This window comes from Streptomyces sp. NRRL S-31, from assembly GCF_000718775.1.
Lineage (GTDB): Bacteria > Actinomycetota > Actinomycetes > Streptomycetales > Streptomycetaceae > Streptomyces.
The window spans coordinates 21527-40499 of the sequence record NZ_JOCB01000015.1 but is presented as its reverse complement, the minus strand read 5'-3'; the positions used below and the strand labels follow the sequence as shown (position 1 = coordinate 40499).

The following is an 18973-nucleotide window of genomic DNA, read 5'->3' as shown; positions in this document are numbered from 1 at the left end:
CCGTACAAGGGAGCGAAAACGGCCGTCCGCCCCGCGGTGCGTGCGGGGCGGACGGCCGGCAAAAGGGGTGCGTCCGACGTCAGTCGTTGACGCAGGTGTCGCCGAAGGCCGGGTTCAGGAGGCCGATGATGTCAACGGTGTCGCCGCAGACGTTGATCGGCACGTGGACCGGGACCTGGACTTCGTTGCCCGACACGACACCGGGCGAGTGGGCGGCGACGCCGCCCGCGCCGGCATCGGCGGTGGCCACGCCGGCGCCGCCGGCGACGGCCGCGACGGCGGCGGAGGTCAGGACCAGACCCTTCGCGATACGCGACATGGAGAGGTGCTCCTTGTAATCGACACAAACATCCGGGCGGATACCCGGCTCTGTAGTCAACGCGCGGTGCTGCCCGGAGTTGTGCCGCCAATGGGGTGATGTGCGGCGGCTCCCCGTGGACGCCGCACGGGCACGCGCCGCCCCCCGCCGCACGGTCACGCGCCGCCCCCACCGCACGGGCACGCGCCGTCGCCTCCGCCCCCGGCGTACGCCGGTCGCGCCGGGCGGCCCGGCCGATCCCCCGGACGACGTACCGCGCCCCACGATCACCGCACCGGGTGACGTACCGACCGGGGAGGTGCCGGTCTACGCCGGTGCGTCCGGCCGTGGCCACCCCCTGTCCGATCTCCGCTCAGCCCGGCGGCGCGGCGGTGACCAGCGGGGCTTCCGGCTCGTTGGCACACGGACGCGAGCACGGGCCGGCGCGCACTCCGCCGACGTGGGCGCCCGGCACCCGCGGGCGCGTTCACCACCGCCGTCCCGAGCCCCCGTCAGCGAGGTAACCCGCGCATGCACCAGTCAGCACCCGCCTTCCGGCCCCGGGTCCTGCACCTCGCGCAACCCGTCGACGGCGGTGTCGCCCGGGTCGTGCTCGACCTGGCACGGGCCCAGCTCGCGGCCGGCCTGCGGGTCACCGTCGCCTGTCCGGACGGCACGCTCGCGGCAGACCTGCGCGCACCGGGCGCCGACGTCCGGCACTGGCGGGCGGGCCGGTCCCCGGGCCCCGGTCTGCCGGGCGAAGTGCGGCGGCTCGCACGGCTGATCGACGAGGTACGGCCCGAACTGGTGCACGCGCACAGCGCCAAGGCCGGGCTGGCCGCGCGGCTCGCCGTACGCGGGCGTGTGGCGACCGTGTTCCAGCCGCACGCCTGGTCCTTCGAAGCGGTCGGCGGGCTCACCGCCTCGCTCGCCCTGCACTGGGAGCGGTGGGGGGCGCGCTGGGCGGACCGGGTGGTGTGCGTCAGCGAGGCAGAGCGCGCGACCGGTCTGCGCGCCGGGGTGCGCGCCGCGTACACGGTCGTACCGAACGGCATCGACACCACCCGTTTCTCCCCGGCCCCCGTCTCACCCCACGCGTCACCGCACGCGTCGTCCCCCACGCTCCTGCCCGCGCCGCTCCCCGTGCCCGGACCGCGAGCCGCCGCCGGGGCACCGCTCGTCGTCTGCGTGGGCCGCCTGTGCCGGCAGAAGGGCCAGGACGTGCTGCTGCGCGCCTGGGAGACCGTCCTCGACGCGCTGCCCGGGGCCCGGCTCGCGCTGGTCGGTGACGGCCCGGACCGCGAGGTGTTGCGCCGGCGGGCGCACCATGCCGTGGAGTTCGCCGGAGCCGTCGCCGACGTCGTGCCCTGGTACCGGGCCGCCGACCTGGTGGTACTGCCGTCGCGCTGGGAGGGCATGGCGCTCGCCCCGCTGGAGGCGCTCGGCTGCGGACGGGCCGTCGTGCTCAGCGACGTCGACGGCGCCCGGGAGAGCCTGCCGCCCGCGTTCGCCGCGCGCTGCCTGGTGCCCCCGGAGGACCCCGTGGCGCTGGCCGGGGCGATCACCGGGCTGCTGTCCGATCCGCCGCTGCGCGCGGCCCTCGGCGAGCAGGGGCGCCGGCACGTCGTCGCCCGGCACGACGTTCGGCACACCGCCGACCGGATCACGGCCGTCTACCGCGAACTCCTCGGCCGCGCCGCGGCGGAGACCACCGGAACGGGCCGGCTCGTGCCCTCCGAGCGCAGGGAGTCCATCCACTCGTGACCGCGGAAACCACCGTCTCCTCGCCCGGCGCGCAACCGTGGGACCGGACGGGCCCGACCGCCACGCGACCGGCCGGCCACGGAGCACCGACCAGCACGCGCCCGACCGACCACGGACTCCCCGCCACCCCCGTCATCCCCGCCGTCCCCACAGCCACCACGCCGCAGCCGGCCGGCCCCGGACCGGCGCCCACCACGGGAACGCTCGCCCACCGACTCCCACCCGCCGCCCGACCGGCCGACCACGCCCCGTCGCCGCCACCCTCGCCGCCACTGCTCGCCGCCGACCTGCTCGCCGCGCTGGTGGGCGCGGCGGCGCTGGACGGTGTCACCGGCCGGCCGGTGCTGGTCGCCGCGCTCGTCTCCGGGACGCTGCTGCTGCGTCCGCGCTCCGTCCGCGCGGTGCCCGGAGTGCTCGACGAACTGCCCCTGGTGTGCGGCCGGATCGCGGTGACCTGGCTGGGCCTGGCCGCGCTGCTCGCCGCGTACGACCCCGGGCACGCCCTGACCGCCCGCACCCTGCTGCTGGGCTGCGCGCTGCACACGGCGGCGGCCGGTGCGGGCCGGGCCGCGGCACACTGGCGGCGCCGCACGGCACTGCTGCGGCACCCGCGTACCGCCCTGGTGATCGGACCCGCCGCGACCGCACAGCGGGTGGCCGCCGCACTGCTGCGCCACCCCCGCTGCGGGGTACGGCCGGTGGGCTTGGTCGCGGAGCATCCGGAGGGCGGCGACGGGCTGCCGGTCCTCACCACCGGCGAGGAGGTGGAACGGGCGCTGGTACGGGACGCGGTGCGGGTCGTCCTCACCGTCCACCCGGCCGTGCGCACCGAGCGGGCACCGCTGCTGCGGACCCTCGCCGAGGCGGGCTGCGCGGTGTGGGAGGTGGACGCGGACTCACCGGCGTACGGGATGCGCGACCATCTCGCCGGGTTCGCCGTGCGCCGGCTGGACCTGGGCGCGCGGCGGCGCGGCGGTGCCGTCAAGCGGCTGCTGGACGTGGTGGTGTCCGGGGCGCTGCTGCTGCCGGCCGGTCCGGTGCTGCTGGTGTGCGCGACGGCACTGCGGCTGATCGACGGGCCCGGGGTGGTGTTCCGGCAGGAGCGCGTCGGCAAGGACGGCCGCCCCTTCACCCTGCTGAAGTTCCGCACCCACCGCCCGGCCGACGCGCAGGAGGCCGCCACCCGGTGGAGCGTGGCCGGCGAACCGGAGATGCACGCCTTCTGCCGGTTCCTGCGGCAGACCTCGCTGGACGAGCTGCCGCAGTTGTGGAACGTCTTCCGGGGCGACATGAGCCTGGTCGGTCCGCGGCCCGAACGGCCGTACTTCGTGGACCGGTTCAGCCGGCTCCACCCGGGCTACGCGGCCCGCCACCGGATGCGGGCCGGCGTCACCGGGCTGGCGCAGGTCAGCGGGTTGCGCGGGGACACCTCCATCGAGGACCGGGCCCGCTTCGACAACGCCTACATCGACAACTGGTCGCTGTGGCAGGACGTCTGCATCCTGCTGCGCACCGCCGCCGAGCTCGTGCGTTCCACGGGGAGCTGACCGATGACCCTCGCCCTGCCCATCCGCCGCCCCGCGCGGCTGTCCCCGGTGCTGCCGGCGGCGGCCGTCGTCGCGGCTCTCGCGCTGCCGGTCGCACCCGGCGCGGACGGCGGCGCGGGTCCCGCCGACGTGGTGTCGGCGCTGGTCGTCGTCTGCTGCGCGATACGGCTGCTGCGGGCGCGCCGGCGCCCGCTCGCCCCGGCCGCCGCGGTGGTCCTCGGCCTGCCGGTGGCCGGTCTGGTGCCGGCCGCGCTGCACGCGGCGTCGGCCGGCGCCGGCATCACCGGCCTGGGCCGTTACCTCCAGGTCTTCGTGCTGGTGCCGGCCGCCGTGCTGCTCCTGATCCGCGGCCGGGCCGATCTCCGGCTGCTGGCCTGGTCGTTCGTGGCTCTCGCGGGGTGGCAGGGGGCGGTCGGCGTGCACCAGTACGTCACCGGGACCGGGGCCTCCTACCAGGGCGAGGACGTCCGGGCGGTGGGCACCTTCGGGACGGCGGACGTGATGGGCATGGCGACGGTGGTGTCCTTCGGGCTGGTCTGCGCGGTGGGTCTGGCGCTGGGGCACACGTCGGCGCGGGAGCGTACGGCCGCCGTCGCGTGCGCGCTCGCCCTGACGGTTCCGCTGGCCCTGTCCTTCAGCCGGGGTGCCTGGATCGCGACCGCGGTCACCCTCGTCGTGCAGCTGGTGCTGTCCGGGCCGCGCCGGGCGCTGACGGCCGGTGCGGTCGTGGTGGCCGCGGGCGTGGTGCTGGCCGGCGGGCCGGGGGTGGGTACGGCGATGCTCCAGGAGCGGATCGACAGCATCGCCCGGGTCGCCGACGCGCCCGACCAGTCGGTCACCGACCGCTACACGATGTGGGCCGCCGCCGCCGACATGTGGCGGGACCGGCCGCTGACCGGCGTCGGTCTGAAGGGCTTCCCCGAGTACCGCGACGCGCACGCCTCGCTCGCGCTGTCCTCGGGCAGCGACACCGGGGGCGCGGGCGCGGCCTTCCGGCGGCAGCCGCTGCTCTCCCCGCACAACATGTATCTGCTGGTCCTGGCCGAACAGGGGCTGATCGGGCTGCTCTGCCTCGCGGGCGGCTGGCTGGCGCTGCTGGTGTGCGCCCTGCGCGGCCTGCGGCGGACCCGCGCCTTGGGCGGCCGGGACCTGGACTGCGCGTTGGTGGCGTGCGGGCTGCTGGTGTGGCAGCTCGTGGACTTCGGGTACGCCGACATCGGCGGCCCGTCGACCGTGCTGACGGCGGTGTGCTTCGGCCTGGTCGCCTGGTGGGCCCTGGTGGGCGGTGACCGGCCGGCCTGCGACGAGCCGGGTGACGTACCGGCCGGGCCGGGTGACGTACCGGCCGGGCCGGGTGACGTACCGGCCGGGCCGGGTGACGTACCGGCCGGGCGGGGTGACGTACCGGCCGGGCGGGGTGCCGTACCGGGAGAGGTGGCCCCGCGGTGACGGCGGCGGCGACCGGCGGCCCCGGCACACCCCGCACGTGTCCCGCGGCTCCGCGGCACCGGAGGCGCACGTGACGACGAGCCCCGGCACCGACGGCACACCGGGGCCGGAGACCGGAACCGGCAGCTGCACCGGAAGCGGTACGAAGACCGATACCCAGACACATGCGGATACCGGCACCAGCGGAGTCATCCCCGCGGCCCGCCCCGCACCACCGCGCTCCACCCCGACGGGCCCGTCCCCCGCTCGTGAAGCCCCCGAAGCCCCCGCGACCCCCGAACACCCCTCGCCCACCGACCGTTTCCTCGCCAGGGCCACCCTGCTCACCGCCTCCCTCACGGTCGCGGCGGCGTTGCTCGGGCTGGTGCGGGACCAGTCGTTGGCGCGGTTGTTCGGGGCCGGGCGGGACACCGACGCCTTCCTGATCGCCTGGACGGTCCCCGAGTTCGCCACCACGCTGCTCATCGAGGACGGACTGGCCTTCGCGCTGATCCCGGCGTTCAGCGCGGCCATGGCCCGCCGCGCCCGGGGCGCGCCCGGGGAACCGGTGCGGGCGCTGGTGGCCGGCACCCTGCCCCGGCTGGCGCTGGCCTTCGCGGCGGTCGGGGCGCTGCTCGCGCTGGCCGCGCCGCGGTTCGTCGCGGTGCTGGCGCCGGGCCTGCCCGATCCGGCCCTCGCCGTGGACTGCACCCGGATCACCGCGAGCTGTGTGCTGAGCTTCGGCCTCGCCGGGTACGCCAGCGCGGCGCTCCGGGCGCACCACCGCTTCCTGGCACCCGCCGCGATCTACGTCGTGCACAACGTCGGTGTCATCGCGGCGATGTACGCGCTCGGCGGGCGCTGGGGCGTGCGGTCGGCGGCGTTCGGGGTCGCGGCGGGCGGCTGTCTGATGGTGGCCGTGCAACTGCCGTCCCTGGTGCGCGAGCTGCGCCGCCGGGCCGACGGGACACGGGCCGTCGCCGTCACCGTCGCCCCGGTGCCGCCGCTGGACGTGCCGCTGCTCGCCACCGTGCTGCTGTTCGCGCTGTGCCGGCAGTCCCAGGTGCTCATCGAGCGGTTCCTCGGCTCCGGCCTGCCCGCCGGGGCCATCTCACACCTGAACTACGCGCAGAAGGTCGCGCAGATCCCGATGACGCTGTCGACGATGCTGTGCACGGTCACCTTCCCGGTGGTGGCGCGGGCACTGGCCGACGGCGACACCGAGCGGGCCCGCGGCCGGGTGGAGCGGGACCTGGCGCTGGCGGCCCGTCTGGTGCTGCTCGGCACGGCCGGGGTCGTGGCCTGCGCCCCGCAGCTGATCGGGCTGCTGTTCCAGCGGGGCGCGTTCACGGCCGGGGACACCGCGGCGACCGCCGGCGTGATGCGTGTCTACGCGCTCGGACTGCTCGGCCAGACCCTGACCGGCGTGCTGGTGCGCTCGTACTTCTCGGCGGGCCGGGCCACCTGGTACCCGGTGGCCGCGATGACCGCGGGGATCGCCGCGACCTGGGGGATCGGCGCCTGGACGGCCGGTTCCCGGGGTGCCGCCGGGATCGCCGCCGCCAACGCCGCCGGCATCACCCTCACCGCCGTCCTGCTGCTCGCCGGCACGGGCCGGCGCGGCGTGCCCCTGCGGACCGGCTCCGTGCTGCGCGGGCTGGGCCGTCCGCTGCGGGCGGCGGCGGTGGCGGTCCCGGCCGGCGGGTTCGCCGCGGGTCCGCCGTCGTCTCCGCTCGCCGGGCTCGTCGCCGGCGGCGCCACGGTGACCGTCGTCTTCCTCCTGCTCGGCGGGGTCCCGGGAGCCCGGGACCACGTGCCCGCGCTCCGTTCCCTCCGCACCCTCATCCGAAGGCTCGCCCATGTCCTCTTCCGTTGAGTCCCCGGCACCCGCCGGGGCGCTCCCCCGCGGCCCGGTGCCGTGGATCGCCATGTACCACTCGGTCGGCGACTGCTCCGACGACCCCTACCGCGTCACGGTCACCCCGGACCGGCTGGCGCGGCAGCTGGGCTGGCTGCGCCGGCGGGGGCTGCGCGGGGTGTCGGTGGCCGAGCTGCTGGCCGCCCTCGCCCGTGGCGCGGGCCGGAACCTGGTGGGGCTCACCTTCGACGACGGGTACGCCGACTTCCTCGCGGACGCCCTGCCGGTGCTGGACCGCTGGGAGTGTTCGGCCACCCTGTTCGTCCTGCCCGGCCGGCTCGGCGGCGACAACGCCTGGGACCCGCTGGGCCCGCGCAAGCCGCTGCTGACCGCCGACGGCGTCCGGCGGGCCGCCGCCGCGGGCGTGGAGATCGGCTCGCACGGCCTCACCCACGTCGACCTCACCCGCGCCGACGACGGCCGACTGGCGGCGGAGACCGCCGGGAGCCGGGCCGCGCTGGAGGAGCTGACCGGTGCTCCGCCCGCCGGCTTCTGCTACCCGTACGGCACGGTCGACCGGCGTGTCCTGGAGGCGGTGCGGGCGGCCGGTTACGACTACGCCTGCGCCATCGACCCGGGCGGGCTGACCGGCCCGCACGCCCTGCCGCGGGTGCACATCGGGCAGCACGACACCGCCGTGCGCCTGTTCCTGAAGCGCCGGCTGCACCGGCTGCGCCGACGGCCCGTCGAGGGGCTGCGATGAGGGTGCTGCACATCATCACCGGGCTCGGGGTGGGCGGCGCCGAGCAGCAACTGCGGTTGTTGCTGCGCCACTTGCCGGTCGAGTGCGAGGTGGTCACGCTGACCGACCCGGGGCCGGTCGCCGACGGGCTCAGGGCCGACGGGGTGCGGGTGACCCACCTCGGCATGAGCGGCAACCGCGATCTGAGCGCGCTGCCCCGGCTGGCCCGCGTCATCCGGCGCGGCCGGTACGACCTGGTGCACACCCACCTCTACCGGGCCTGCCTGTACGGCCGGATCGCCGCCCGGCTGGCCGGGGTGCGCACGGTCGTCGCCACCGAGCACTCCCTGGGCGACACGCAGACGGAGGGCCGGCCGCTCGGCGCCGGGGTGCGCGCACTGTATCTGCTGGGCGAACGGCTGGGCCGGTCCACGGTCGCCGTCTCCCCGGCCGTCGCCGCCCGGCTGGCCCGCTGGGGCGTGCCCCGGCCGCGGATCGCGGTCGTGCCCAACGGTATCGACCTGGCGCGGTTCGCCTTCGACCCGGAGGCCCGCCGCGGTACCCGTGCCGCGCTCGGGCTGCCCGAGGACGCCTTCGTGATCGGCGGCATCGGCCGGCTCGTCCCCGGCAAACGCTTCGACGTCCTGGTCCGGGCGCTGGCCGACCTGCCCGCGGACTGCCGGCTGCTGCTGGTCGGCGGCGGCCCGCAGGAATCCGTCCTGCGGCTGGCCGCGCGGCGGGCGGGGGTCGCGGACCGGGTGCTGTTCGCCGGGGAGCGGCCGTACCTGCCCGACGGCTCGCCCGGTCCCGCCCTGCCCGCGCTGGCCTCGGCGATGGACGTACTCGCCGCCCCCTCCCCCGAGGAGGCGTTCGGGCTCGCGGTGGTGGAGGCGCTCGCGGCCGGGCTGCCGGTGCGCTACACCTCCTGCCCGGCCCTGGAGGACCTGCCGCCCCGGGCCGCCCCGGCCGCGGCACGCGTCCCGTGCGACGCCGCCGCCTACGCCCGTGCGCTCGCCGCGGTCCGCGCCGCCGGCCCCGGCGAGCGCACCGCCTGCGAGGCCGCCCGCCACTACCGCATCACCCGCAGCGCCGCCCGGCTGATGGACGTCTACGCGGCGGCGCTCGCCCACCCGGCCCCGACGTCCCGTTCCCCGCAGAAAGTCGGCTCCGCATGACCGAGAACCAGACCCGGCACCACCGCACTTCCCGCCTCTCCCGGCTCCGCGCGCTGCCGCCCTGGTCGCTGGTGGCGGCCGGGGTCCTCACGGGCGGACTGCTGGGCGGCGGGTACGGCGTGCTGCGACCCGCCCAGTACACGGCGACCGCCTATGTGGTCGCCGTCCCCGGCGAGCGGGCCGACACCGCCACCGCGCTCGGCTTCGCGCAGGCCTACGGCCGGGTCGCCACGCAGATCGCGGTGCTCGGCGACGCCCAGGCGCGGGCCGGGGTGCCGGTGGCCACCCTGCGGGCCGCCGTGCGCACCGCGACCTCGCCGGACGCCCCCATGGTCGCCGTCTCCGCCACCTCCGCCCGCCCGGCCCGGGCCGCCGCCATGGCCAACGCGGTCGCCGGCGCGCTCACCCGGCACGCCGACGCCGCCCGCGCCGACACCCACGTCGGGCTGCGGGAGTTCAGTCCGGCGGTGCGGCCGGCCGAGCCCGCCTCGCCCTCCGCCGGGGTGACCGGGCTGGTCGGGGCGGGCGCGGGCGGACTGCTCGGCGCCCTCGCGCTGCTGGTGCGGCCCGGGCGGCGGCCGGAGGAGGGGATCGTCCGTCCGGCCACGGTGCCCGGTCCGGCCGTCGCCGCCGACGCGCACGGCCGGCTGTGACCGCCACCGCCACGGCGCGCGCCGCGAGCCCCGCCCTCACCGTCGACCTCGTCACCGACGGGCCCGCCTTCGCCGCGCTGGCCCCGGCCTGGGGACGGCTGTTCGGGCGGTGCGCCGCCGCGACCCCGTTCCAGAGCCACGCCTGGCTGCACTCGTGGTGGCTGTCGTACGGCCGGCCCGGACGGCTCCGGCTGCTGGTGGTACGGGCCGGCCGTGACCTGGTGGCCGCCGCGCCGCTGACGCTGGTCGGCCGGCCGCTGCCCGCGCTGGTGCCCCTCGGCGGGGGGATCTCCGACTACGCGGACGTCCTGCTGGACGACACCGACGACGGGCGGGCGGCCGGAGCGCTCGCCGGGGCACTCGCGGACGTGGCCCGCACGGCGCTGGTCGACTTCCGTGAGGTGCGCCCGGGCGGCGCGGTGGAGCGGGTGTACGACCGCTGGCGCGGGCCGCGCCGTACGGTGGACGACTCGCCGTGCCTGGAGCTGCCGGCCGTGCCGATGGACGAGCTGATCGCCCGGCTGCCGTCGGGCAAGTCCGGCCAGCGGGCACGGGCCCAGTTGCGCCGGCTGACCGCGCTGGGCGTGCGGCGGCGGACGGTGGGCCCGGAGGAGGTGGACGCGGCGCTCGGCCGGCTGCTGGAGCTGCACCGGATGCAGTGGCAGGGGCGGAAGGTGACGAGCGAGCACCTGCGGCCCCGGTTCCGGGCGCACCTGGTGCGTGCGGTGGGCCCGATGGTGCGGGCGGGGAACGCGGTGGTCACCGAGTTCCGGATCGGCGACGACGTGGTGGCCGTCGACCTGACCCTGCTCTCGGGAAGTCTGGCCGGCGGCTACCTCTACGGCGCCCATCCGGGGCTCAGGGAACGCAAGGCGGACGTGGCGGTGATGCTGCTGGACGCCTGCGCGAGGCACACCGCCGACGGTGCGCGCGGCACGCTGAGCCTGCTGCGCGGTGACGAGCCGTACAAGCACCACTGGCGGCCCGAGCGGGTCGTCAACCGGCGGCTGCTCATGGCCCGCCGGGCCACCGCCCCGCTGCTGACGGCAGCACTGTGCGGCGCGACCACCCGGCAGCGGGGCAGGGAGGTACGGCACCGGTGGCGGGAACGCGGCGCCGAAACGTCCTAGCCTCCGGTCAGCCACCAGTCGAGGCCCGGGCAGGGCTGCCGGCCGAGCCAGTACTCCGCCCAGCCGCCCGGGTCCGGCGGCGCGCACGGTGCCGGGGACCCGGGGCCGGGCGCGGGCACCGGTGACGGGGTGGGGGACGGAGGCGGGGTGGTCGCCGGGGACGGGGTCGGCTCGGGGGGCGGTGCGGGCTGCTCGCCGCGGCCGTACAGGGCGGTGCGGTAGGCGAGCGACGCGGCGGGGTTGTCCGGGCACTGCCAGACGCCGTGCGGGCAGTAGTCGGTGAGCGTGTTGTACAGCGGCCGGTGCTCCTCGAACCAGGCGAGCATGCGCCGCATGTACTCCGGGTCGTCCCCGTTGCGGAAGAGTCCCCACTCCGGGTACGAGAGCGGCTTGCCGTGGGCGCGTGCGAACTCCACGTGCTGCCGGAGGCCGTAGGGCTCTTCCACCTGTTCGTCGAAGGACATTCCGGCCGGCTGGTCGTAGGAGTCCATGCCGACGATGTCGACCGTGTCGTCCCCCGGGTAGCACTCGGTCCAGGGAACGGCGTCCCGGCCGCGGCTCGGCGCGAAGTCGAACCGGAACCGCTGTCCGGGCACCGCGCGCATGGCGGTGACGATCCTGTTCCAGTACGCCTTCCAGGCGAGCGGGTCCGGTCCGCAGCGATGGGTGTAGGTGACGCCGTTCATCTCCCAGCCGAGCACGATCACCGTGTCCGGCACCCGCAACCGCACCAGCCGCTCGGCCAGGGTCCGGAAGTGCCGGTCGAACGCGCCGTCCGCGGCCTGCCGCAACAGCGAGCGCACCTCCGCGTCCGGCACGTCGTCCTCGTTGTGTTCCTGCATCGGCACGTTGAGGACGAGCGTCCGGTCCGTCTCCTGGCGCCGCCAGTGCGCCCAGGTCTCCAGGAAGCCGGGCGGGCCCTCGATGTCCTGCCAGGTGCCGCCGGGCAGATAGGTGTGGGCGACCTTCGGCTCGGTCCCGCCGAGCCAGCGACGCAGTCCGGCGACGCGCGCGACCCCGCGGGGCCCGGAGCCGAGGAACGCCCCGAACGGCGGGACGGTCCGCTCGGGCGCGGGGGGCGCCGCGTCCGCGGGGGGCGCCGGGTCCGGGGCCAGGCGGGGGCCGACCGCCAGGGCGGCCGACATGACCGCCACCGCCGCGATCAGGGCCGGACGCCGACGCGGGGCGCCGCGCTGCCGTGAGGCCATGCCCGCTCCTTCCAACAACCACGAGACGACCGGGACATCGAACGGTGCGGGGGGACGGTGCGGGGGTTGAACGGCGGGAGGGCGGCGGTGCGCGGGTCCGACCGGACGGCGGGTCACCATCGGACGGCGTGGCGAGGTGCCGGAGCCGGTCCGGCCCTGAAGGATGCTCCACGGCGCGGGAGCACGCCGTGCGCCGCGGGGTGCCGGACACCCGGTCCGGCACCCGGCGCGTCACCGACGGGAGGCTGCCCGGCCTCGCCGGTACAGGATCGTCCCGGCCGCGATCAGCGCGGCACCGGCGGCCGAGGTCGCGACCATGGCCCGGGCCTCACCACCGGTGTGCGGCAACGAGGGAGGCGAACCGGGGTGGTCCTCGTCGCCGTAGGGGGGCGGAGTGGTCTCGTCGTCGTCGCCGTACGAGGGCGGGGTCGTCTCATCGTCGCCATACGAGGGCGGGGTCGTCTCATCGTCGCCGTACGAAGGCGGAGTCGTCTCGTCATCGCCGTACGAAGGCGGAGTCGTCTCGTCATCGCCGTACGAAGGCGGAGTCGTCTCGCCGCCGTGGTGGGGCGGCGGGGTGGTCTCGTCGTCGCCGTAGGCGGGCGGGGTGGTCGTGCCCCCGTGGGGAGGCGGGGTCGTCTCGCCGCCGTGGTGGGGCGGCGGAGTCGTCTCGTCGTCGCCGTAGGCGGGTGGCGTGGTCTCGGCACCGCCATACGGGGGCGTGGAGTGGCTGCTGCCACCGTGGTCGTCCGAGTCGCCGTAGCCGCCGTGGTCGTCCGAGTGGCCGTAGCCGCCCTCGTCGCCGTAGCCGCCGTGGTCGCCGTGGCCGCCGTCGTGCCGGCCGTCACCCTGCTCCTTCGAACCCCGCTCATTGACGCAGGAGTTGCCGAACGCCGGGTTCAACGCTGCGACGGCGTCGATGGAGTTGCCGCAGATGTTGACCGGGACGTGCACCGGGACCTGGACGTTGTTCCCGGACAGCACCCCGGGGGAGCCCTGGGCACTGCCGTGCGCGTGGGTGTCGGCGAGCGCGGAGCCGCCGTACAGGGACAGCATGCCGGTCGCGGCGGCGGCCACGACCATGCCCTTGCTGAGGGTCTGTCGCAATCTCGTGGTCTTCCTGCTCGAAGAAGTGGGAAGGCCGGCCCCGGAACGAAGAATCGACGGATCGACGGTCCGGGGCCGGCCGGTACGCAGCCGGTGGGGCTGGTGGGTGTCGCTCTGACGGAAAGTCAGTCGTTGACGCAGGCGTCGCCCAGCGCCGGGTTCAGCAGGCCGATGATGTCCACCGTGTTGCCGCACAGGTTGATCGGCACGTGCAGCGGGACCTCGACGTTGTTGCCGGACAGGACGCCGGGGGAACCGACGGCCGCGCCCGAGGCGCCCGCGTCGGCGAAAGCCGGGGCGGCTCCGCCCAGGGCCAGGATGGCGCCGGCGACGACAGCAGCGCTCTTCTTCATGGACTGTTCCCTTCTCCGCGGTCATGCCCTGTGGCGGCCGAAGCCGAGCGAGCACAGCTGGAACGGCTCGCACCATGACCGGCAGGCTGTAGAACGAGGAATAGACAGCCGGAGAAACTGTGGAACGCGAGCAGTCCCCTAATTCACTCGAACGCCTTCATAGAATTGACACGTTGGCGGATCACGGGCGCGCCTTGGGGAGAAACGCTTTTCCATAAACGCCCGGACACAAGGCGCCGGACATGAAGCCGCTCGGGCGGTGGCGCGGATGGTCCGGCACACCGCCCGAGCGGTTCTGGGGCTCTTCCGGTCAGCTGATCGCGGACCCGTTTCCGGCGAGGACGGAGATGTCGTCCGCGACGTGCGACAGCGGCTCGTCGTCCTTGGACTGGGTGGAGTTCTCGGCGCACTGCTGGGTCTGCGGCGAGGACAGCACCGGGATGTCCTGCACGCCGACGTTGACCAGGGCCAGGATGTTCTGGACGTCCGCCTTGGCCGGCAGGCCGACGCAGAGCTTGTTGAGCGAGCTCTGCACCAGTGTGGCCTGCGGGCTCATGGCGCCCCCGGTCACGGAGTTGCCGAACGACTCGGCGGCGTCGTTGCCGCTGAGCGACGTGGTGCCGCGGTCGTTGCCGATGGCAAGCGCCTGGGGGGCTGCCGCCGCCGACACACCGAGGACGGACGCGGCGACCGCCGCCGCGGCCATTGCCTTCTTCAGCATTTCGCATTCCTTTCCTGGCTCTCGCCAAGACGCACGTTCCTGCGCTGCCATCAACCGGCGCGGGGGCGATTGGTTGCGGGGCGTCACCCGTTCGGCTCGTCCCGCGCGGCGGAGCCGGGGCAATGCGTCCTCGCGCGGCGACGACGTGCCGTTCGCTACGCCATCGGAGTGAATGGCAGCAACCCGTCGACCGGCTCGGCAGTTGATCCGGGCGCTCCGGTGGACGGGGTTTCTCAGAAGGGAATTTCACGTGATCAAGAAGGTTCTGGCTTCCACCGCGGTCCTGGCTTCCGCGGTCGGAGTCTCCGCCGCCGCGGCGGCGCCGGCCCTGGCCATCGGCAACGACCACGGCACCACGTCCTTCAGCGGCAACGGTGCCGACCAGGTGTTCGGCAACTCCGCCACGTACGGCAACATGAGCCCGCAGATGGCCCTCATCCAGGGTTCGTTCAACAAGCCCTGCATCGGACTGCCGGCCAAGGCCGACATCCAGAACATCGTCGGTCTGCTCAACGTCGGCGTGCAGGACATCCCGATCCTGTCCTCGCCGCAGACCCAGCAGTGCACCGAGAACTCCACCCAGGCCAAGGGCGACGAGGCGCTCTCGCACATCCTGGACGACATCTCGGCCCTGTCCGGCAACGGTGCCGCCGGCAGCTGAGTCTCGCCGGGTCCGCACGGGACCGCGACGGGCCGCCGATCGGATTCGGCGGTCCGTTCGCCGTTTCCGGCCCCCGCCGCGCCGGAGTGCGGCGCCGGACGGGGTGTTCATGCACTGATCGGACTGCGCTCCGCCGAACGGGGCACAGGCCGCAACCCGGGCTCGCTCCGGGGCGTTGTCGATCACACAGCTCCTCCCCGGAGTCCGCCTCTCGAAAGGGAACGAAGATGAAGAAGCTGTGGGCAACCGCGGCTGTCGCCGCCTCCGTCGTCGGCCTCGCCGGCGCCGCGGCACCGCAGGCCCTCGCCATCGGCAACGACCAGGGCACCACGTCGCTCAGCGGCAACGGCGCCGACCAGGTGTTCGGCAACTCCGCCACGCTCGGCGACCAGAGCCCGCAGCTCTCGCTGGTGCAGGGCTCGCTGAACAAGCCCTGCGTCGGGCTGCCGGTCAAGGCCGATGTCCAGAACATCGTCGGCCTGGTCAACGTGGGCGTGCAGGACATCCCGGTCCTGTCCTCGCCGCAGACCCAGCAGTGCACCGAGAACTCCACCCAGGCCAAGGGCGACGAGCCGCTGTCGCACATCCTGGACGACATCTCGGCCCTGTCCGGCAACGGCTCCGTCGGCAGCTGAGCGATTCCTCCGCGGCGGCGGGTCACCGGTTCTCCCGGTGGCCCGCCGCCGTTTCGCGTGGGTCACTCGCGGTACAGCGCCTCGATCTCGGCGGCGTACGCGGCCGTCACCGCATGCCGCCTGACCTTCAGCAAGGGGGTCAGCAACCCGTTCTCCTCGGTGAACTCCCCCTCGATCAGCGCTAGGAGACGACGTCCTTGCGGGCGAAGCCGCGGAACGCCAGCACGAACAGCACCAGGGCGTAGGTCAGGGAGATCGCCGATCCCTGGATCATGCCCGACCACTCGGGTTGCGGCTGGACGGCGTCCGCCCAGGCGAACTGCCAGTGCGCGGGCAGGAAGTCGCGCCAGTGGCCGAGGGCGGTGACGGCGTCCAGGACGTTGCCGACGATGGTCAGGCCGACCGCGCCGCCGACCGCGCCGAGCGGGGCGTCCGTCCGGGTCGACAGCCAGAACGCGAGGCCCGCGGTGACCAGCTGGGACACGAAGATGTACGCCACGGCCACCAGGAGCCGCTGGGCCGCCGTGCCGGTGTCCAGCGCGCCGCCGGTGGGGATCTCCAGCGGGCCCCAGCCGTAGGCGGCGGTACCGGCGGCCAGCGCCACCAGCGGCAGCAGCACCATCGCGGCGAGGCTCAGCCCGAGCGCCACGACGAGCTTGGACCACAGCAGCCGGGCGCGCGGCACCGGCGCGGCGAGCAGATAGCGCAGCGAGGACCAGCTCGCCTCCGAGGCGACCGTGTCCCCGCAGAACAGGGCGACCGGGATGACCAGCAGGAAGCCCGCCGACACGAACAGGTTCACGGCGGCGAAGTTGGCGCCGGAGGCGGTGGCCGTGTCCATCAGCGTGATCCGGCCGTTCCGGCCGCCCGGGTCGCCGCCGACCGCGAAGGCGATCAGCAGCACGAACGGCAGCACGGCCAGGACCCCGCCCATGAGCAGGGTGCGGCGCCGTTTGAGCTGGCGGGCCAGCTCCACCCGCAGCGGCAGGGTGCGCCCCGCCTGGTAGCCGGAGGCCACCTCGGTGAGCGTGCTCATGCGGAACCTCCGATCAGGGTGAGGAAGGCGTCTTCCAGGCGGCGGTGCGGGCCGACCGAGGCGACCGGCACCTCCAGCCGCACCAGCTCCACGACCAGCCGCTCGGCCGTGCCGCCGGGTTCCAGCCGGATCAGCAGCCCGTCGTCGGTGCGCACCGCGGAGGCCACCTCGTCCAGCGCGGCCACCTTCTCCACCACCGGTTCCTCCACCGGGGTGGCGGTGCCGACCAGCACGGTGTCGCCGGAGCCGATGATCTCCCGCACCGGGCCCGCCTGCACCAGCCGGCCGCGGTCCATCACCACCAGGTGGGTGCAGGACTGCTCCACCTCGGCGAGCAGATGGCTGGAGACGATCACCGTGCGTCCGCCGGACGCGTAGCGGATCATCACCTCGCGCATCTCGCGGATCTGGGGCGGATCCAGGCCGTTGGTGGGCTCGTCCAGGATGAGCAGGTCGGGCAGGCCCAGCATGGCCTGGGCGATGGCGAGGCGCTGGCGCATGCCCTGGGAGTAGGTGCGCACCGCGCGGGCGAGGGCGTCGCCGAGCCCGGCGATCTCCAGCGCCTCGTCCAGGTGGGCGTCCTCGGGCGGGCGGCCGGTGGCCCGCCAGTACAGCTCCAGGTTCTCCCGGCCGGACAGGTGGGGCAGGAAGCCGGCGCCCTCGACGAACGCGCCGACCCGGGAGAGCACCGGGGCGCCGGGGCGGATCGCGTGGCCGAAGACGCGGATCTCGCCGTCGTCCGGTGTGATCAGGCCCATCAGCATGCGCAGGGTGGTGGTCTTGCCCGCGCCGTTCGGTCCGAGCAGGCCGAGCACCTGGCCGCTCTCCACCCGGAAGGAGAGGCCGCGGACGGCGTACCGGTCGATGGACTTCGCGTACCGCTTGCCCAGGTTCTCGATCACCAGCGGGACGCCGGCCAGCTCCGGGTCGGGGGCCGGGGCGGCCGTGCGGCGGCGGGCGGTGAGCAGCAGGGCGAGGGCGGCGAGGGCGCCGGCGGCGGGCAGCCACCAGACCCAGGCGGGCAGGGGCACGGCGGCGCTGGTGACCGCGGGGGCCGTGGGCACCTCGAGGTCTCCCCTGAGGGAGACGGTGTAGCCGGCCGGGGCGGCCGGTGAGGCGTAGCCGAGGTCGGTGGAGGCGAGGACCAGGCGGAGCCGGTGGCCCTTGCGCACCTCGTGGTCGACGGCCGGGAGCGTGAGGGTGACGTCCTTGCCCGCCTTGGCGCCGGTCACCCGGACGGGGGTCACGAGCCGGGCGGGCAGCACCGGCCGGGTGCCGCCGGGGCCGACGTCGTAGACCTTGGCGAACAGGACGGCGTCGTCGCGGGTGGAGGTGATGTGGACGGTGGCCGTCGGGGTTCCGGTGACGCGCAGGTCGCGGGTGAGCGGTGCCGAGTCGAACCCGGCGTACTGGCCGGGGAAGTCCAGGGAGACGCCGAGGCCGAGCGCGGACAGCCGGGCGAGGCCGCCGCCGGAGCCGCCGAGGCCGGGCAGCGCGGAGACGGCGGGCGGGCTGCCGCCGGCCGGGTTGGCGACGTGCTGTTCGCCGCCGGTGAGGGCGACGGCGCGCCGGTGGTCGCGCAGGCCCGGGTAGGCGTCGGCGCTCGCGCCGCGCAGCAGGGTCGTGCCGTCGGTGGAGTCGACGCCTCCGGTGCGGGTGATCCGGAAGGCCGGGCCGGTGTCGGCGCCCTCGTCGTCCTTCAGGTACCGGTCGAACCAGGCCCGCACGCGTGCCTCGACGCGGTCGGTCTCCATGTCGCCGCCGTCGTGTCCGCCGGCGATCCAGTCGACGGCGACGGGGGCGCCGTTGGCGCGGATCGCCCGCTCGGCCGCGTCGGCCTGGTCGAGGGTGAACAGGGAGTCCGTCTGCCCCTGCACCAGCAGCGTGGGCACCTTGATCCGGTCTCCGACGGCGGACGGCGAGCGCTCCTCCAGCAGCTTCCGGGCGGCCGGGTCCGGTACGCCGGAGCCGGCGACCCGGTCGTACATCCGGCAGAGCGCGGGCTCGAACGCGGCGCAGCCGCCGCCGCCGTTCACGAAGACGCCGGCCCACAGCTTCTTGAACACGCCGTCGGGGAACAGGGCGTCCGCGAGGTTCCAGTAGGTGATCTCCGGGGCGATGGCGTCGACCCGGCGGTCGTGTCCGGCGGCGAGCAGCGCGATGGCGCCGCCGTAGGAGCCGCCGGCCACGCCGACGCGCGGGTCGCCGGGCTTGTCGAGCCGCACCTGGGGCTGTTTCGCCAGCCAGTCGATGAGCCGGGAGACGTCGGCGACCTCGCCGTCGGGGGCGTTCAGCCCGATCTTCCCGGTGGACCGGCCGAAGCCGCGCGCGGACCAGGTCAGGACCGCGTACCCGTCCCGGGCGAGGTCCTCGGCCTGGCGGCGCATGTCGTCCTTGCTGCCGCCGAAGCCGTGCCCGAGCAGCACGGCGGGGTGCCGGCCGCCGTCGGCCGGGGTGAAGTACGAGGTGTCCAGGCGGGCCCCGTCGACGGCCATGACCCGCTCGCTGACGCGCACGGCCGGGGTGTCGTCGGAGGCGACGGCCGCCGTCCACGTACCGGCGCCGGCGAGCACCACGACGGCGGCCACGGCGGCGGTGAGCCGGCCGGGCCGCCGTGCCGCCCGGCGCAGCGCGGACAGTCGAAGATCCATGCGTCA

17 protein-coding genes are annotated in these 18973 nt (G+C 75.4%); 10 read left to right on the top strand and 7 right to left on the bottom strand.

The annotated features are described in order from the left end of the window. Positions 1-79: 79 nt before the first annotated feature. Entirely contained in the window at positions 80-319 is a 240-nt protein-coding gene (locus IF37_RS0108830) for a chaplin (RefSeq protein ID WP_030738832.1), read from the bottom strand. Between the two features lie 510 nt (positions 320-829). Here IF37_RS0108830 and IF37_RS39155 point away from each other — a divergent pair. The 8 genes from IF37_RS39155 (at position 830) to IF37_RS0108790 (ending at position 10595) form a co-directional block, all read left to right on the top strand. Further along, entirely contained in the window at positions 830-2062 is a 1233-nt protein-coding gene (locus IF37_RS39155) for a glycosyltransferase (protein WP_030738828.1), read from the top strand. Beyond that, a complete protein-coding gene (locus IF37_RS0108820) occupies positions 2059-3609 on the top strand; it encodes a sugar transferase (RefSeq protein ID WP_253915700.1) in 1551 nt (516 codons plus the stop codon). Before IF37_RS39155 ends, IF37_RS0108820 begins: the two co-directional genes overlap by 4 nt. 3 nt (positions 3610-3612) lie before the next feature. Further along, a complete protein-coding gene (locus IF37_RS0108815; protein ID WP_079165626.1) occupies positions 3613-5058 on the top strand; it encodes an O-antigen ligase in 1446 nt (481 codons plus the stop codon). Positions 5059-5128: 70 nt separating this feature from the next. Further along, positions 5129-6913, top strand: a complete 1785-nt coding sequence (gene murJ, locus IF37_RS0108810; RefSeq protein ID WP_253915699.1) for a murein biosynthesis integral membrane protein MurJ — start codon at positions 5129-5131, stop codon at positions 6911-6913. Further along, positions 6897-7658: a polysaccharide deacetylase family protein gene (locus IF37_RS0108805; RefSeq protein WP_030738818.1), complete on the top strand. Its 762-nt coding sequence runs from the start codon at positions 6897-6899 to the stop codon at positions 7656-7658. Before murJ ends, IF37_RS0108805 begins: the two co-directional genes overlap by 17 nt. Further along, a complete protein-coding gene (locus tag IF37_RS0108800; RefSeq protein WP_030738815.1) occupies positions 7655-8812 on the top strand; it encodes a glycosyltransferase in 1158 nt (385 codons plus the stop codon). Before IF37_RS0108805 ends, IF37_RS0108800 begins: the two co-directional genes overlap by 4 nt. Continuing rightward, positions 8809-9465, top strand: coding sequence for a hypothetical protein (locus tag IF37_RS0108795; protein ID WP_030738812.1), 657 nt, complete (start codon positions 8809-8811; stop codon positions 9463-9465). The genes IF37_RS0108800 and IF37_RS0108795 overlap by 4 nt, the downstream gene beginning before the upstream one ends. Next, entirely contained in the window at positions 9462-10595 is a 1134-nt protein-coding gene (locus IF37_RS0108790; RefSeq protein WP_030738809.1) for a GNAT family N-acetyltransferase, read from the top strand. Before IF37_RS0108795 ends, IF37_RS0108790 begins: the two co-directional genes overlap by 4 nt. On the opposite strand, the gene IF37_RS0108785 is transcribed toward IF37_RS0108790, so the two are convergent. The 4 genes from IF37_RS0108785 to IF37_RS0108770 form a co-directional block, all read right to left on the bottom strand. Then, complete coding sequence (locus tag IF37_RS0108785; protein ID WP_030738806.1) at positions 10592-11803, bottom strand: glycoside hydrolase family 26 protein; 1212 nt, start codon at positions 11801-11803, stop codon at positions 10592-10594. The genes IF37_RS0108790 and IF37_RS0108785 overlap by 4 nt on opposite strands. A 231-nt stretch (positions 11804-12034) precedes the next feature. Next, positions 12035-12910, bottom strand: coding sequence for a chaplin family protein (locus IF37_RS0108780; protein ID WP_030738803.1), 876 nt, complete (start codon positions 12908-12910; stop codon positions 12035-12037). Positions 12911-13035: 125 nt separating this feature from the next. Continuing rightward, positions 13036-13263 (bottom strand): chaplin, encoded by a 228-nt coding sequence (locus IF37_RS0108775; RefSeq protein WP_030738800.1) that lies wholly within the window; start codon positions 13261-13263, stop codon positions 13036-13038. A gap of 310 nt (positions 13264-13573) precedes the next feature. Next, positions 13574-13984, bottom strand: coding sequence for a rodlin (locus IF37_RS0108770; RefSeq protein WP_030738797.1), 411 nt, complete (start codon positions 13982-13984; stop codon positions 13574-13576). A gap of 250 nt (positions 13985-14234) precedes the next feature. Here IF37_RS0108770 and IF37_RS0108765 point away from each other — a divergent pair, with 250 nt between their 5' ends. After that, on the top strand, positions 14235-14645 hold the full coding sequence (locus IF37_RS0108765) for a rodlin (RefSeq protein ID WP_030738794.1): 411 nt from the start codon (positions 14235-14237) through the stop codon (positions 14643-14645). 227 nt (positions 14646-14872) lie between these two features. After that, the gene (locus IF37_RS0108760; RefSeq protein ID WP_030738793.1) at positions 14873-15280 is read left to right on the top strand and encodes a rodlin; all 408 of its coding nucleotides are present in this window, start codon (positions 14873-14875) and stop codon (positions 15278-15280) included. Between the two features lie 181 nt (positions 15281-15461). On the opposite strand, the gene IF37_RS0108750 is transcribed toward IF37_RS0108760, so the two are convergent. Together IF37_RS0108750 and IF37_RS0108745 are read right to left on the bottom strand one after the other, a co-directional pair. Further along, a complete protein-coding gene (locus IF37_RS0108750) occupies positions 15462-16316 on the bottom strand; it encodes an ABC transporter permease (protein WP_030738791.1) in 855 nt (284 codons plus the stop codon). Continuing rightward, positions 16313-18967: a CocE/NonD family hydrolase gene (locus IF37_RS0108745; protein WP_030738789.1), complete on the bottom strand. Its 2655-nt coding sequence runs from the start codon at positions 18965-18967 to the stop codon at positions 16313-16315. Before IF37_RS0108745 ends, IF37_RS0108750 begins: the two co-directional genes overlap by 4 nt. Positions 18968-18973: the final 6 nt, after the last annotated feature.

What these genes read in the sequence shown, in the direction of transcription:
- IF37_RS0108830 (WP_030738832.1), bottom strand. Translation starts at nt 319, where the DNA reads ATGTCGCGTATCGCGAAGGGTCTGGTCCTGACCTCCGCCGCCGTCGCG.
- IF37_RS39155 (WP_030738828.1), top strand. Translation starts at nt 830, where the DNA reads ATGCACCAGTCAGCACCCGCCTTCCGGCCCCGGGTCCTGCACCTCGCG.
- IF37_RS0108815 (WP_079165626.1), top strand. Translation starts at nt 3,613, where the DNA reads ATGACCCTCGCCCTGCCCATCCGCCGCCCCGCGCGGCTGTCCCCGGTG.
- IF37_RS0108805 (WP_030738818.1), top strand. Translation starts at nt 6,897, where the DNA reads ATGTCCTCTTCCGTTGAGTCCCCGGCACCCGCCGGGGCGCTCCCCCGC.
- IF37_RS0108800 (WP_030738815.1), top strand. Translation starts at nt 7,655, where the DNA reads ATGAGGGTGCTGCACATCATCACCGGGCTCGGGGTGGGCGGCGCCGAG.
- IF37_RS0108795 (WP_030738812.1), top strand. Translation starts at nt 8,809, where the DNA reads ATGACCGAGAACCAGACCCGGCACCACCGCACTTCCCGCCTCTCCCGG.
- IF37_RS0108785 (WP_030738806.1), bottom strand. Translation starts at nt 11,803, where the DNA reads ATGGCCTCACGGCAGCGCGGCGCCCCGCGTCGGCGTCCGGCCCTGATC.
- IF37_RS0108775 (WP_030738800.1), bottom strand. Translation starts at nt 13,263, where the DNA reads ATGAAGAAGAGCGCTGCTGTCGTCGCCGGCGCCATCCTGGCCCTGGGC.
- IF37_RS0108770 (WP_030738797.1), bottom strand. Translation starts at nt 13,984, where the DNA reads ATGCTGAAGAAGGCAATGGCCGCGGCGGCGGTCGCCGCGTCCGTCCTC.
- IF37_RS0108760 (WP_030738793.1), top strand. Translation starts at nt 14,873, where the DNA reads ATGAAGAAGCTGTGGGCAACCGCGGCTGTCGCCGCCTCCGTCGTCGGC.
- IF37_RS0108750 (WP_030738791.1), bottom strand. Translation starts at nt 16,316, where the DNA reads ATGAGCACGCTCACCGAGGTGGCCTCCGGCTACCAGGCGGGGCGCACC.
- IF37_RS0108745 (WP_030738789.1), bottom strand. Translation starts at nt 18,967, where the DNA reads ATGGATCTTCGACTGTCCGCGCTGCGCCGGGCGGCACGGCGGCCCGGC.